The organism is Bordetella sp. FB-8, from assembly GCF_000382185.1.
In the GTDB taxonomy this organism is placed as follows: domain Bacteria; phylum Pseudomonadota; class Gammaproteobacteria; order Burkholderiales; family Burkholderiaceae_B; genus Bordetella.
In genome coordinates this window covers 3759575-3773302 of the sequence record NZ_KB907784.1, presented here as the reverse complement: position 1 = coordinate 3773302, position 13728 = coordinate 3759575, and the positions used below count along the sequence as shown (strand labels likewise).

At 63.5% G+C, this 13728-nt stretch carries 14 protein-coding genes; 10 read left to right on the top strand and 4 right to left on the bottom strand.

Translation table 11 applies throughout. From position 1 onward, the window contains the following. Positions 1–40 precede the first annotated feature (40 nt). Positions 41–619 carry a cytochrome b gene (locus H143_RS0117995; RefSeq protein WP_019939658.1) on the bottom strand — a complete coding sequence of 193 codons (579 nt, stop codon included), beginning with the start codon at positions 617–619 and terminating at the stop codon, positions 41–43. Positions 620–881: 262 nt separating this feature from the next. On the opposite strand from H143_RS0117995, the gene H143_RS0117990 reads away from it, so the two are divergent. From H143_RS0117990 to H143_RS0117980, 3 genes are all read left to right on the top strand, one after another. After that, positions 882–2282 (top strand): MFS transporter, encoded by a 1401-nt coding sequence (locus H143_RS0117990; protein WP_033365639.1) that lies wholly within the window; start codon positions 882–884, stop codon positions 2280–2282. 177 nt (positions 2283–2459) lie between these two features. Next, positions 2460–2675: a hypothetical protein gene (locus H143_RS0117985; RefSeq protein ID WP_019939656.1), complete on the top strand. Its 216-nt coding sequence runs from the start codon at positions 2460–2462 to the stop codon at positions 2673–2675. Then, a complete protein-coding gene (locus tag H143_RS0117980; RefSeq protein ID WP_019939655.1) occupies positions 2676–3764 on the top strand; it encodes an AGE family epimerase/isomerase in 1089 nt (362 codons plus the stop codon). It abuts the gene before it with no gap. 9 nt (positions 3765–3773) lie between these two features. On the opposite strand, the gene H143_RS21095 is transcribed toward H143_RS0117980, so the two are convergent. Together H143_RS21095 and H143_RS21090 are read right to left on the bottom strand one after the other, a co-directional pair. After that, the gene (locus H143_RS21095) at positions 3774–6269 is read right to left on the bottom strand and encodes a penicillin-binding protein 1A (protein WP_081627090.1); all 2496 of its coding nucleotides are present in this window, start codon (positions 6267–6269) and stop codon (positions 3774–3776) included. Positions 6270–6336: 67 nt separating this feature from the next. Further along, positions 6337–7164 carry a helix-turn-helix transcriptional regulator gene (locus H143_RS21090; protein ID WP_019939653.1) on the bottom strand — a complete coding sequence of 276 codons (828 nt, stop codon included), beginning with the start codon at positions 7162–7164 and terminating at the stop codon, positions 6337–6339. 103 nt (positions 7165–7267) lie between these two features. On the opposite strand from H143_RS21090, the gene H143_RS0117965 reads away from it, so the two are divergent. Beyond that, positions 7268–8524, top strand: coding sequence for an MFS transporter (locus H143_RS0117965; protein WP_019939652.1), 1257 nt, complete (start codon positions 7268–7270; stop codon positions 8522–8524). Between the two features lie 251 nt (positions 8525–8775). Here H143_RS0117965 and H143_RS23155 read toward each other — a convergent pair whose 3' ends face one another. Beyond that, positions 8776–9309, bottom strand: a complete 534-nt coding sequence (locus tag H143_RS23155; RefSeq protein WP_196801329.1) for a methylated-DNA--[protein]-cysteine S-methyltransferase — start codon at positions 9307–9309, stop codon at positions 8776–8778. A 166-nt stretch (positions 9310–9475) separates the two neighbouring features. On the opposite strand from H143_RS23155, the gene H143_RS21085 reads away from it, so the two are divergent. The 6 genes from H143_RS21085 (at position 9476) to H143_RS0117930 (ending at position 13670) form a co-directional block, all read left to right on the top strand. Further along, positions 9476–9937 (top strand): BPTD_2524 family lipoprotein, encoded by a 462-nt coding sequence (locus H143_RS21085; RefSeq protein ID WP_019939650.1) that lies wholly within the window; start codon positions 9476–9478, stop codon positions 9935–9937. Positions 9938–9942: 5 nt separating this feature from the next. Beyond that, positions 9943–11016 carry a DNA polymerase IV gene (gene dinB, locus H143_RS0117950; RefSeq protein WP_019939649.1) on the top strand — a complete coding sequence of 358 codons (1074 nt, stop codon included), beginning with the start codon at positions 9943–9945 and terminating at the stop codon, positions 11014–11016. A gap of 157 nt (positions 11017–11173) precedes the next feature. Next, positions 11174–11491 (top strand): DUF2282 domain-containing protein, encoded by a 318-nt coding sequence (locus H143_RS0117945; protein WP_019939648.1) that lies wholly within the window; start codon positions 11174–11176, stop codon positions 11489–11491. Positions 11492–11495: 4 nt separating this feature from the next. Continuing rightward, positions 11496–12389 (top strand): DUF692 domain-containing protein, encoded by an 894-nt coding sequence (locus H143_RS0117940; protein ID WP_019939647.1) that lies wholly within the window; start codon positions 11496–11498, stop codon positions 12387–12389. Next, entirely contained in the window at positions 12364–13167 is an 804-nt protein-coding gene (locus tag H143_RS0117935) for a DNA-binding domain-containing protein (RefSeq protein WP_019939646.1), read from the top strand. The genes H143_RS0117940 and H143_RS0117935 overlap by 26 nt, the downstream gene beginning before the upstream one ends. Continuing rightward, on the top strand, positions 13164–13670 hold the full coding sequence (locus H143_RS0117930) for a DoxX family protein (RefSeq protein WP_019939645.1): 507 nt from the start codon (positions 13164–13166) through the stop codon (positions 13668–13670). Before H143_RS0117935 ends, H143_RS0117930 begins: the two co-directional genes overlap by 4 nt. Positions 13671–13728: the final 58 nt, after the last annotated feature.

Genomic DNA, 13728 nt, shown 5'->3' with positions numbered 1-13728 from the left:
GCATGAGCGATCAATCTCGTGCGAGGGCATGCCTGCGCACTCATTCGCGCTGCCCTGTACCCAGCGTCCTGCGTCGCTCGGGCGATGCGAGACCCGGCAGCATCCGCTGCAGGATGCCGTCGCGCAGTACGTAGTGATGGAACAGCGCCGCGCATGCGTGGACAACTGCGATTACGATGATCGACCAGGCGGCGAAATCGTGCAGGTTGCCTAGGATCTCGTGCGTGGCATGCGAGAACGGCCCGAAGGGGGAGGCGATGGTCAGGCCGAAGAAGCTGAGCGGGTTGTGGCCGGACCAGCGCAGCATGACGCCCAACACGACTACCGCCACCAGCAGCAAATACAATATGAGATGCGCCGCCCTGGCAGCCAGGTCCGGCAGGCTCGATCCGTGTTCCAGGCGCCGACCCGCTGTCGTGCGCCAGAGCAGTCGCGCCAGGAGCACGACGGCCAGCACGATGCCGAACGAGGTATGCGTGACGATCATCGTGTGTTGTTCGGGCTTGGGGAAGAAATCCCAGATCATGGCAAGCGTGAACTGGAACAGCACGAGCGCTGCGGTGAGCCAGTGCAACGCGATCGTCGGGCGGTCATAGGAAGAACTCTGGCCGGTGTTCATGTTTTTTTCCTCGTGTTGTCGTCGGGCCGGTATGGCTTGCGCTTTTTCCGGACATTTTGCAGCTCCGCGTCTGTTTCGGATTTGCTTGGCGGCGATTCTGCATTTCCTAGATTAAGAGAGTCTTAAGCTGCGCTTTTTCTTCCTTGCTCTTGTCAATCGATACGAATCCCTAGGCTTGTTCGTCGTGCTATTCAGAATTTAGTCAGCATGTGTGCGGCAAGCTGCGCAACTAGCTACAACACACATAATATGAGGAGACAAAATGTCTACGGAAAAATCAGCCGAAATTGCAGCTCGGCTTGATCGTCTACCGTCCTCCAGGACGGTCTGGACGATGGTTCTGCTGCTTTCGCTGGGCGGCGTTTTCGAGTTCTACGATCTGTTCTTTACCGCCTACGTCGCGCCGGGCATGGTGGGGGCCGGCCTTTTCAAGCCGGAATCGCTCGGCTTCTTCTCGGCTCTGGGACCTCTGAAGGTGGCAGGCTTTGGCACCTTCGTCTTTGCGACCTTCGCTGGTCTCTGGGTGGGTGCGCTCTTTGCCGGGCAACTGGCCGACATCATGGGCCGCCGTGTCATTTTTACCTGGTCCATGATCTGGTACATGGTCTGCACCGCGATCATGGCGTTCCAGGGCAGCGGCTTGGAGCTGAATCTCTGGCGTTTCATCGCCGGCATCGGCCTGGGCGTCGAACTGGTGACGATTGACACGTACATTTCCGAACTGATCTCCAGCCGCCAGCGCGGCCGCGCTTATGCGGTCAACCAGTGCATCACCTTCAGCATCGTGCCGGTGATCGCATTTCTCGCGTATGCCATGAAGGACACCCAACCCTTCGGCCTCGCATACTGGCGCGTGATCATCCTGATTGGTTCGGTCGGCGCGATTGCGGTGTGGTTCATGCGTCGCCACATTCCCGAAAGCCCGCGCTGGCTGGCGGCCCAAGGCCGCATCGAGGAAGCGGAACGTGTCGTGGCGCAGATCGAGCGCCGGGTCGAGCAAGAGAAGGGCATCAAGCTGCCGCCGCCGGAGGTGTCCGTTACGGCTGAAAAGGCCGAGCGTGGAACCTTGGGCGAGGTGCTGCGCGCGCCTTACCTCAAGCGCACGATCATCCTGTCCATCTTCAATATGGCTCAGGTGATCGGCTTCTACGGGTTCGCCGCATGGGTACCCACGCTGCTGATCAGCCGGGGCGTGACAGTCACGCATGGCCTGGCCTATGCCTTCATTATCGCGATCGCCAACCCGTTCGGCCCCATGATAGGCGTGCTGTTCGCGGACAAGTTGGAGCGCAAGACACAGATCGTCGGCGGCCTGCTGGTCATGGCGATCGTCATCGTCCTGTTTTCCCGTGCCTCCGCTCCGGCCTTGCTGATCGTGCTCGGTGTGCTCTTTACGCTGGCGTCGAACATCATGTCCTATGCCTATCACGGCTATCAGGCCGAGGTATATCCCACGCGCATCCGTGCGCGCGCCGTGGGCTTCGTTTATTCCTGGAGCCGGCTTGCCGCCGCGTTCGCGGGGCTGGTCATCGGCATCCTGCTGCACCATTACGGCGTGCCCGGCGTAGCGGCCTTCATCGGCGTGTCGATGATGGTGGGCATCGTCATGATCCTGCTTGGCCCTGCGACGCGTGGCCGCTCGCTTGAGTCCATCAGCCACTGAGTTGGGTTTTGCAGCGAAGGCTTCCCGCCGCAAGGCTGGAAGCCTTTGTTTTTGCGGGGCATGGATGTATACGCTTGCGGGTATGATTGATGCTCGGGGCCTGGCAGAAGCACCGGCGAACGGTTCGATGCGGCCGCGGGACTTCGCCGGCGCGAACTTTCATTTCTAGGAGTTGCCATGAGCAATCCCCGCATACAGCAGGGCGAGCTGGCATATTGGCTAAACGTGCTTGCCACGCCGGACGAGGCGGCCCAATCCGTGCCCGAGCACATTGCCCAGGCCTTGCGGGTGCTGCGTTGCGTCCAAGACGCCGAAGGCGGCGGCCTGCGTGTCACGGACAAGGGCTTGCTCGCTTTGCGCATGGCCGATCCTGCCGCCATGCATTATCGATAAATGAAACAAGCTGCCTGGGCCGATACCGCGGCCGATCTGCAACGTCATTTCGACACCGTCGTCATTGCCCAGTGGCTTTCGCGCGGTTTTGATGCGCGCATCGGCCTGCCGCACGAGGCGCTGGACCAATCGGGCGAGCCGATGCCCGACGCGCGCTACCGTGCCATGGCCTGCGCGCGCCAGCTTTATGTGTATGCGCGGTTGACAGGCGAGCAAGCGAAGGCCCACGCGGCGCGCCTTTTCGATGCCTTGCTGCGGTATTTCCATGACGAGCGCCGCCATGCCTGGGTGTTCAGCGTGGATGCACAGGGGCAGGTGCTCGATGCGGCACAGGACCTCTACAGCCATGCCTTTGTGGTGCTGGCCTGCGCGACGTATTTCGCGCGCAGCCGCGATGCGCGAGCGCTGCAGCACATGCTGTCGACCGCGCGATTGGTGGAGGAGAGATTCGGCGACGGCGACGGGCTTTACCACGCAGCGCTTTGCGCGAACGGGACGCCAGTCAAAGGCCCCGAGCAAAATCCCATCATGCACCTGACCGAGGCCTACCAGGCGGCAGCGCTGGTGGCCGAGCCGATCTGGTTCGCGCAGACGCTGCGCCGTATCGCCGAAGGTGTCGCCCAGCGCTTTCTCGACCCGCAGACGCAGTGCATCGCCGAGTTGCCTTTGGGCACGGCGGACAACCGCATCGAACCCGGTCATCAGTTCGAGTGGTATTCCCTGCTGCATTCGATGCCGCAGGTGTATGAAGGGCTGAATTTGCCCGCGGCGGTGCCGCGCGGCTGCGTCTGGGCCAGGGCGAGGGGCGTGGCCCCGGATACCGAAGGCGTCTGCGCTGCGCTGGACATGAACGCAGGCATGCGCGATGGCTCACAACGCATCTGGGCGCAGGCCGAATATGCCCGCTACCTGGCGCTGACCGGGGACCGCCCGGCACTGGGCCGACAGCTGGCGCGGTTCAAGGAGCGCTTCCTGCACGCACGCGGCTGGCGCGAAGTGCTGGGCGCCGATGGCGCCTTGCAGCGTGCCGACATGCCCTCGACCACGCCCTACCACCTGATGACGGCCTACGCCGCCTTGCGCGCCTGAACCCGGTCGCTAAGGCGTGACGCGTGGTGAATCAACATGCTTGGGGTTCGGGTCCTTGGTGATGTTCGACCACATTTTGTTGAGAAAGCCTCCGAGCACGTCGCTGTCGTTGGACACGGGAACGCCGTTCGCGTCGCTCGAGGCCGAACCGTCGTTTGTGTCGCTGACGCCCAGATCCAGCGAAGCCACATTCTGGCCGGGCGGAAATTCCGTGAAGTAGTAGTCGCCGTTGGCCTGGATCAGGCCTTGCGGCATGGGTGGGGGCGGCGTCTGCGGCACGTTCGCCAGCATGGGCTTCATATAGCCCAGCCAGGTCGAGAGCGCGGTGCCGCTGCCGAACTCGTACGCGCCCAGCGGGCGCGGCTGATCAAAGCCCATCCAGACCGTGGTTTCCAACGAGGGGACGAAACCCGAGAACCAGATATCGGTCGGGCCGTTGGTGGTGCCGGTCTTGCCGGCCACGTCGTTGCGTTTGAGCACGGCATGCGCGCGCGCGCCGGTGCCGTAGGTGGCCACGCCGCGCAGCATGTCGTCCATGATCCAGGCCGTGCGCGGATCGATGGCGCGCACGCTCTCGTCGCCCGCCTCGACAGGCTTGGCCTGCATCAGCACATTGCCCCGGCGGTCGACCACATGATCGATCAGGTAGGGCGGAACCCGATAGCCGCCGTTGGCGAACACCGTATAGGCGCTGGCCACTTCAAGCGGCGTTGCGCTGCCCGCGCCCAGGGCGATGGGCAGCATCGGGGGCCAGCGCTCGGCCAGGAATCCGAAGCGGGTGAGATATTGCTGGGCGTACTGCGGCGTGATGGCCTGCATGATGCGAATTGAGACCAGGTTGACCGATTGGTAGAGCGCCTGGCGCATGCTCATCATGGGTTGGTACTTGTCGTCGTCGTTCTTGGGCGCCCAGTCCTTGGAACCGGTCTGGGCGGCGCTCAGGAAAAAGGGTTCGTCGGAGATTTCGGTGGTCGGCGCCAGGCCGCGCTCGAGCGCGGCGGCATAGTAGAAAGGCTTGATGTTCGAACCCGGCTGGCGCCAGGCCTGCACGGCGCGATTGAAGCTGCCCTGCTGGAAGTTGAAGCCGCCGATCATGGCACGGATGGCGCCGTCCTTGGGCGAGAGCGATACCAGCGCGGCTTGCAGCTTGGGCTTGTTGATGATTTCCCAGGTTCCGTCGGGCAGCTTGTGGATATACACCACCGAGCCGCGCGTGATGCGCATGTCGGGCTTTGCTCTGGGATTGAGGGCGCGGGCGATGACAGAAAGGGCGCTCTTGGTGTCGACGGTGACGATCTGGCTGCTGCTGCGCGCCACGGTGACCGAGGTGGGGCTGGCCGAGAGCACCACGCCGGTCAGCAGGTCGCCGTCGTCGGGGGTGTTTTCCTGCACGCTGTCCAGTGCGTTGTCCAGCGCCTTGGGGTCGTTCTCGATGCCGGCGGGCAGGTCGATCTGGCCTTCCGGTCCCGGATAGACCGAGCGGCGGGTGTAGTCGAGAATGCCGTCGTGCACCGACTGATAGGCCGCCTGCTGGGCCTTGGAGTCAATGGTGGTGTAGACGTCGATGCCGCGCGTGTAGGCGCTGTCCTGGAAGATGCTGTACATCAGCTGGCGCGCGAGTTCGGCCGGGTATTCGCCGTGCACGGCGTAGTCGCGCGAGCCGTCCGCGCCGCTGCCGGCCACTGTGATGGGCTGGTCCAGGGCGACCTGGTACTGCGCCTGGGTCAGCTTGCCCAGCGCCAGCAGGCGGCCCAGCACATAGTGCTGGCGCTGCTTGGCGCGTTTCATGTCGGTGATGGGGTTGGCGCGCGAGGGCGCCTTGGGAATGCCCGCCAGCATGGCGGCTTCGGCCGGCGTGAGCTCGTCCAGCGTCTTGCCGAAATAGGTGCGCGCCGCGGCCGCGAATCCGTAGGCGCGGTGGCCCAGGTAGATCTGGTTCATGTACAGCTCGAGGATCTGGTCCTTGGTGAGCTGCGATTCGATCTTGTAAGTGAGCAGCAGTTCGTAGAACTTGCGGCCGTAGGTCTTTTCGTCGGACAGGTAGAAATTGCGCGCCACCTGCATAGTGATGGTGCTGGCGCCCTGAACCTTGGACATGTGGATCAGGTTGGTCAGGGCCGCGCGGAATACGTCCAGCCATTCGACGCCGCCGTGCTGGTAGAACCTGTCGTCCTCGGCGGCCAGCACCGAGTCCTTCATGATCTGCGGGATCTTGGCGAAGGGCGTCACGTTGCGGTGCTCCTCGCCGAATTCGCCGATGAGAACGTGGTCGGCCGTGTACACGCGCAGCGGCACGTCGGGCCGGTAGTCGGTCATGGCATGCAGGTTGGGCAGGCTGGGCCAGGCCAGGGCGATGGCCAGTCCCAGCATGAGTGCGCCGCAGCCGCCCAGGCCGACGCAGAAGACGGCAAGCTTCACGAGAATGCCGGAGCGGGACAGAGAGGGCGAGGACGCAGGACGCTGCGACGACGGGCGATGCGACGGGGGGCGTGGCGAACTGTGCATATCCTATTATCGCAGGCGCGGGTTCTATGCTTCGGGGAAAGGGAAACGGCTTGGAACAGCTTGGGTTCTATGTTTTGCACACAGCTACGTTTGAAACGGTTTGATGCAGGTACTGATGGGGCGAGGCACCCAGCGCGCGGCGGAACATGGCCGCGAAGGCACTGGGGCTGCGGTAGCCCAGTTCGCAGGCGATGCGGGCGATGGATTGGCCCATGGATAGCCGGCTCAGCGCGTCGGCCAGCCGCACCTGCTGCACCCATTCGTGAAAGTTCAGCCCTAGCTCCGCCTGGAAGAGGCGGATCAGGGTGCGTCCGCTGGCACCGACCTCGTGTCCCCAGTCGTCCACGGTGCGGCGTAGGCCGGGCTGCTTGACGATGGCCTGGCAGACGGCTTGCAGGCGGCGGTCGTGCGGCCAGGGAATGTGCAACGGAATGCGCACGGCCAATGCCAGCTCGGTGAGGATGAGGGCTGCGATCTGGCCGCTGCGGCCGTCAAGCGCATATTCGATGGGTTCGGCCGCGAGGCTCAATATGAGTTCGCGCAGCAGGTTCGAGACCTCCAGCACGCAGCATTCGCCGCTCAGGCTGGAGGCGGCGTCGGCGGCCAGGTACAGGGTGCGCATGGAAACCTCGCCCAGCATGAGCACGGCGTGCTCGACGCCGGGCGGCACCCACAGGGCGCGCCGCGCGGGCAGGGGCCAGAGGCCATGCGCCGTCCTTACCTGCATGCTGCCGGTCACGGCGTAGATCAATTGGCCGCGGACGTGGGTGTGCGGGCCGGTCGTCGAACCGACGCTGTATTCCTTGGCCATGGCCGTGACGCTGCGCGGCACGTCCTGGTAGTCGCTGGCATCGATACTGCGCCAGGGGGCGGTGATGGGGGGGAAGGCAGGCATGGTATGAGTGTCACTTTTTCGACGAAAGTTGTCACTTACCTTGTTTTTCGTCTTATTACACTCTATCGAATCAGCAAGATATCCTCTTTTACCCGAGTATCCCATGAGCACCGTACTGCAGACCTCCGCTCCAGGCGTCATGCCCGGTCAGCCCGCCGCCGATCCCAACGCCCAGTCCACCGCCTTCAAGGTGCTGGGCGCCATCAGCGCGGCGCACCTGATGAACGACATGATTCAGTCCATCCTGCTGGCTCTGTATCCCATGTTCAAGGACAATTTCTCGCTTAGCTTCGCGCAGATCGGGCTGCTGACGCTGGCCTACCAGATCACGGCCTCGCTGCTGCAGCCCTGCGTGGGTATTTATACAGACAAGAAACCCCTGCCGTATTCGCTGGCGGTGGGTATGGGCTTTACGCTGTCGGGCCTGCTCATGCTGTCGGTTGCGCCGTCCTTCGGTTTCCTGGTGCTGGCGGCGTGCCTGGTCGGCACGGGATCGTCGGTGTTCCACCCAGAGTCCTCGCGTGTGGCGCGCATGGCCTCGGGCGGGCGGCACGGCCTGGCGCAGTCGCTCTTTCAGGTCGGCGGCAATCTGGGCTCGTCGCTGGGGCCGCTGCTGGCGGCGCTGATCATCATTCCGCACGGCCAGCGCAGCGTGGCGTGGTTCGCGCTGGTGGCGCTGGCGGCCATTGTGCTGCTGTCGCAGGTCGGCCGCTGGTATGCCGCCAACCGCTGGCGCCTGAAGGCCAAGGCCCGCAAGGTCGGCGGCGCCGTGGCACTGTCGCGCGTCCGGGTGGGGATCACGCTGGCGGTGCTGGGCATGCTGGTCTTCTCCAAGTATTTTTATCTGGCCAGCCTGAATAGCTATTTCACCTTCTATCTGATGGACAAATTCGGCCTGACCATCCGTTCGGCGCAGATGTTCCTGTTCCTGTTCCTGGCGTCGGTGGCGGTGGGCACGATCATCGGCGGTCCGATCGGCGACAAGTTAGGCCGCAAGCTGGTGATCTGGGTCTCGATCCTGGGGGTGGCGCCGTTCACGCTGATCCTGCCGCATGTCAATCTGCTCTGGACGGGTATCCTGGTGTCGATCATTGGCCTGATCCTGGCGTCGGCATTCTCGGCCATCCTGGTCTATGCGCAGGAGCTGATCCCGGGCAAGGTGGGCATGGTCGCGGGCCTGTTCTTCGGCTTTGCCTTCGGCATGGGCGGCGTGGGTGCCGCGCTGCTGGGCGAACTGGCGGACAGGACCAGCATCGAATACGTGTACCAGCTTTGCGCCTATCTGCCTTTGCTGGGATTGCTGACGGTGTTCCTGCCCAATATCGAAGGCAAAGGATTGCGCAAGGCGAAGGCGGCCTAGCCGTGGTGTGAATAGGACCTGGATCGGGATGGTGCTTGCTCTAATTGAAGCCGCCGGTCGGGGCGCGGACTCGCCCCTGCGGGGCTTCAGACAGCGCGCCCGGACTTTCCCGCCATTTTTATCCGGACTTGGCAGCCTCCAACAGGCCGCCCCCGGCCCTCGCGCAGACGCGGCGAACGTCTCAAGAACTGGTGGTCTTTCAAGGCATCGCGCTCTTGCCGTACGTCAAATCACAGTAAACGCCATGCATCCTAGATCAACCGCCCCTGCCGATATTCGGACTCGTGTTCCAGCAGCCAGCGTTTGCGGTGCAGCCCACCGCCGTAGCCGGTGAGCGTGCGGTCGCTGCCGATGACGCGGTGGCAGGGGATGACGATGCTGATCGGGTTGGCATGGTTGGCCATGCCCACGGCCCGCACGGCCGCAGGCTTGCCGATGCGGGTGGCCAGATCCAGGTAGCTGATCGTCGAGCCGCACGCAATCTCGCGCAGGGCGGCCCACACCTGGCGCTGGAAATCCGTGCCGCCGGTCAGTACGGGCAGGTGGTCGATACCGGCCAGGTCGCCTTCGAAATAAGCCAGCATCGCTTGCATGGCAGGCGATGCGCGGCGGATTTCCTGCAGTTGCACCGCATCCTTGCGGTAGTGATTGCGCATCAGCCTGAGCATGTCCGATTCGTGATCGCCCCAGTTCAGCGCGCGCAGCAGGCCCTGTTCGTCGGTGACGATCAGCATTTCACCTAGCGGCGTGGGCGCGCGTTCCATCCGCAAGGTCAAGGTAGCCATCGCTCGATCATGCCATAGAGCCTGCCGCGGAGCCAGAACGAGACCCGGCGCTCGAGCGGGCGCAGCGCATTGCGATGGATTCAGGCGTTTTCCAGTCTGGCGAGCGAGTGTGCAGGCGCACCCCGGGAATGCGGGATAATGCCGGACTTATGCATAGGGAGGCATCATGATCAAGCAAGCAAAGTGCGCCGCCGTTGCGCTGGTTGCGGCAGCCCTGTCGGGCTGCGCGGTCGGCCTGGGGCCCAACGGCACCTCGTTGTCGGGCGATTTCGACGCGCCGGTGGGCTATCGGCAGGCCTACCAAGCGGCGCTCGACCAGGCCAAGTTGTGCCTCTTGGGCAGCGGCGCCTACCACGTGCAGGGCGGCCTGGATCAGGCTGCGCACAGCGGCCGCCTGCGCGTGGTGGCCAATCTGGTCGACAGCCGGGAAATGGCCCGCGTCGAAATCAGCGCGGCGGGCCCGGACCGCACCCGGGTGCATGTGCAAATGTGGGGCAGGAGCATCTGGGACGCCAAGGCCATGCGCGCCATGCACGATGCGGTGTACTTCAGTTCGCCCTCGTGTAGCGTCTATATTCCGCCCCAGACCGGCGCCAATCCCGACGCCTGGTTCCATATCAAGCAATAAGGCATTTGGCTTCGTCCGAACGCAAGATCGTGCATGTCGACATGGACGCGTTCTATGCGTCGGTCGAGCAGCGCGACCGCCCCGAATTGCGCGGTCTGCCCGTGGTGGTGGCCTGGACCGGGCCGCGTTCGGTAGTGTGCGCGGCCTCTTACGAGGCCCGGCGCTTCGGCGTTCACTCGGCCATGTCGGCGGCGCGTGCGCGGCGGCTCTGCCCGCAGGCGGTTTGCGTGCCGCCCGACTTCGAGCGTTATCGCGCCGTGTCGCGCCAGGTGCGTGGCATCTTCGCGCGCCATACCGACTTGATCGAACCCTTGTCGCTGGACGAGGCCTATCTGGATGTGACGGTCAACAAGCAGGGACTGGCCTCGGCGACCGAGGTGGCGCAGGTCATACGCGCCCAGATCCGCGCCGAAACCGGGCTGACGGCCTCGGCCGGCGTGGCGCCCAACAAGTTCCTGGCCAAGATTGCGTCCGACTGGAACAAGCCGGACGGCCTCTTCGTCATCAAACCCTCGCGCGTGCAGGCGTTCTTGCTGGATCTACCGGTGCGCAAGGTGCCGGGCGTGGGCAAGGTGATGCAGGCCCGCCTGCTGGAGCTGGGCATCCATACCGTGGGTGAGCTCAGACAGCACGCCGCGGCCGAACTGGAACTGCATTTCGGCCGCTACGGCTATCGCCTCTACGAGCTGGCGCGTGGCATAGACGAGCGTGCGGTAGAGCCGGACCTGGCCGTCCGGCAGGTATCGGCCGAGACAACGTTCGAGATCGACCTGCGGCTAGACCAACTGGACGAGACACTGCGGCGCCTGTCGGCCAAGGCCTGGGAACAGGCGCGCAGGAAGGGCGTAGCGGGGCGCACGGTGGTGCTCAAGCTCAAGACCGACCGCTTTCGCAGCCTGACCCGCAGCCATACGCAGCCACAGCCCGTGGCCACGCCGCAGGAACTGGCCGAATTGGCGCTGGGCATGCGCGAACGCGTCACGTTGCCCCCCTACACGCTCTACCGCTTGGCGGGGGTGGGGCTGAGCAATTTTGCCGGCATGGACGAGGCGCAGCGCCAGCCGGATATGTTTGCCTGAATTTTCCTGTAAACGGACTGCGCTTGGTTCGTCTAAGAAAGGAGCGCATCACGCGTGGCAAGGATCGCCATGCAAGGCCTGATTTTCTTCGCCTGATGCCGCCATTGCGATGCGACCGGACTTTTTCCGGCGCCGCCATCTCTTTCAGGAGACTTCAATGAACAGCACGCAAATCCTCAAGGCCACGCTGGTAGGTAGCTTGGCACTCGGTGCCGCGACGATCGCGTCGTCCGCGGCCGCCCAGGGCATGATGAAAATGACGCCCCAGGCCGAGAAAATGATGAGCTACATGAAGACGCATCATCTCTCCATGTGCTACGGAGTGAATGCTGCGTTCAAGAACGATTGCCAATCGCCGGGCCACTCCTGCGCGGGGCAGGATTCGAAGGCGCGCGATCCCCAGGCGTTCATCGCGGTGCCCGCCGGCCTGTGCGACAAGCTCGATGGCGGCAGCGCCAAACCCGGGCAGGTCTGAGGTCATGATGGCGTGGGGCCCGCTGCATGGCGTCAAACCGGTATTGGTATCGGCCTCGCTACCGGTGCCCGCTGCGGCGGGCGTCGGCTTGCGCGGGCCCCACATACATCGCATTGTCAGCGAGCGCCCGGCCATTGCCTGGCTCGAGGTGCACAGCGAAAATCTTTTCCCTCGCGGCGGCGCAATCCATGACTTAATGTCGCGCGTGCGCGCGGACTATCCCCTCAGCTTGCACGGCGTCGGCTTGTCGATGGGCGCAGCGGGCCGGCTGGACGCCGAGCACCTTCGCCGGTTGAAAGCGCTTGTAGACCAATATTGCCCGGCCCTGGTCTCCGAGCATCTGAGCTGGGGCGGCATCGCAGGCCTGCACAGCAACGATTTGCTGCCCATGCCCTTTACCGGGGAAGCCGTAACGCTGCTCGCCTCCCGGATAGGGCAGGTGCAGGATGTGCTCGGCCGCGAAATACTTGTCGAGAACGTCTCCAGTTATCTGCGGTTTCGCGCAGACGACTATGCCGAGTGGGATTTCGTTGCCGAGGTGGTGCGCCGCAGCGGCTGCGGCCTGCTGCTCGATGTCAACAACATTTACGTGAACAGCGTAAACCACAAGTTCGACCCGCGCGACTATCTGCGCGCCATTCCTGTGCATCGTGTTCGCGAGATCCATCTTGCCGGACATACGAGCAAGGACGGCCTGCCCGTCCCGCTGCTCATCGATACGCACGACAAACCGGTTTCCGACGCGGTCTGGGCGCTGTATGCCGAGGCGATTGAGCGCTTTGGCGCGGTGCCTACGCTCATCGAATGGGATCAGGACATTCCGGAGTTGGAAGTTCTGCTTGGCCAGGCGGCACGTGCCCAGGAGGTTCTCGATGCACGAAAATCCCGCATTGGATGATTTGCAGCGACGCTTTTTCGACGCGCTCCATGGGCGTGGCGAGCAAGACCCTGCTGCTTGGGTCGAGGCGGGAGGTCTTGCGCCGGTTCAGCGGCTCGACATCTATCGGCATAGCAGCGAGGAAATACACGCCGCGGCGCTCAGAACGGCGTATCCCGCCGTCCGTGCGCTGGTGGGCGATGCCTATTTCGATCAAACCGCGCTGCAATATCGGCGCGCGTTTCCTTCGCGATGCGGGAACCTGCAAAAGTTCGGCGAGATGTTCGGGGAATTCCTCGCGATGCAAGTGCAAGTCGCCGGGATTGCCTACCTCGGCGATGTCGCCCGGCTTGAGTGGCAACGCCAGCAGGTCGCGCTGGCTGCCGACGCCCAGCCCATGTCGGTGTCGGCGTTTGTGGATGGGCTGGCCTTGGTCGATGGCCCCATTCGTCTCGGCCTTGTTCCTAGCATGGGCGTCGTCGCAAGCGCGCATCCTGTTTTGACAATATGGCGCTTTGCGACAGATCCGGAAAATGCTCCGTCGGCATTACCGCGCACCGGCGAGAGCGTTTTGATCTGGCGCGACGCAGATCAAGTTGCAATGTCGCGGCTACACACAGCAAGCCACGCATGCATCGATGCCATCATTAGAGGGCGATCGGTCGATGCCGCCTACGCCACGGCATACGCCCTGGATCCGGAATTCGACCTTAGTGCGTGTGTGATGGGTCTGGTGCAAAGCCATCTCGTGATGAATATCCAAGCGCTCGTGCCAACTGAAACGGAGAAAGCCTCATGATCAAGCAACTCACTGAATGCTATGCGCGAGGCCAAGACTGGCTTGCCCGCTGGCTCGGGCCCACCGTACTGCTGATCATGCGAATCTGGGTGGCCATCGCATTCTGGCGCGCAGGCGTGGTCAAGATCGAGGACCCCTCCGGCACGCAGTTTTTATTCAACACTACGTATCAGGTGCCTTTGCTTTCTCCCGATTTGGCCGCAGTGATTGGAACCTGGGTCGAGTTAGTCACGCCATGGCTGATCGGATTTGGGGTGCTGGGCCGTCTGACCGCGCTGTTTCTCTTTATCTATAACGGCATTGCCGTGATCTCCTATCCAGCATTGTGGCCTCATGGACTCCTGACGGGCCTGCTCAATACGAGCGACTTCGCCGATCACAAGATCTGGGGGCTGATGCTGCTGGCTGTGGTCGCCTGGGGGCCAGGCAAATGGTCCGTGGATGAAGGCGTCAGGTACTGGCGCAGCGCGCGCGCGGATGCAGCCCGATCTGGAAGTCGATAGTTTCAAAATGGTGTGCGCTTTGACTGCAAAGGCGGCGCGCCTGTCTCGTTTACACCCC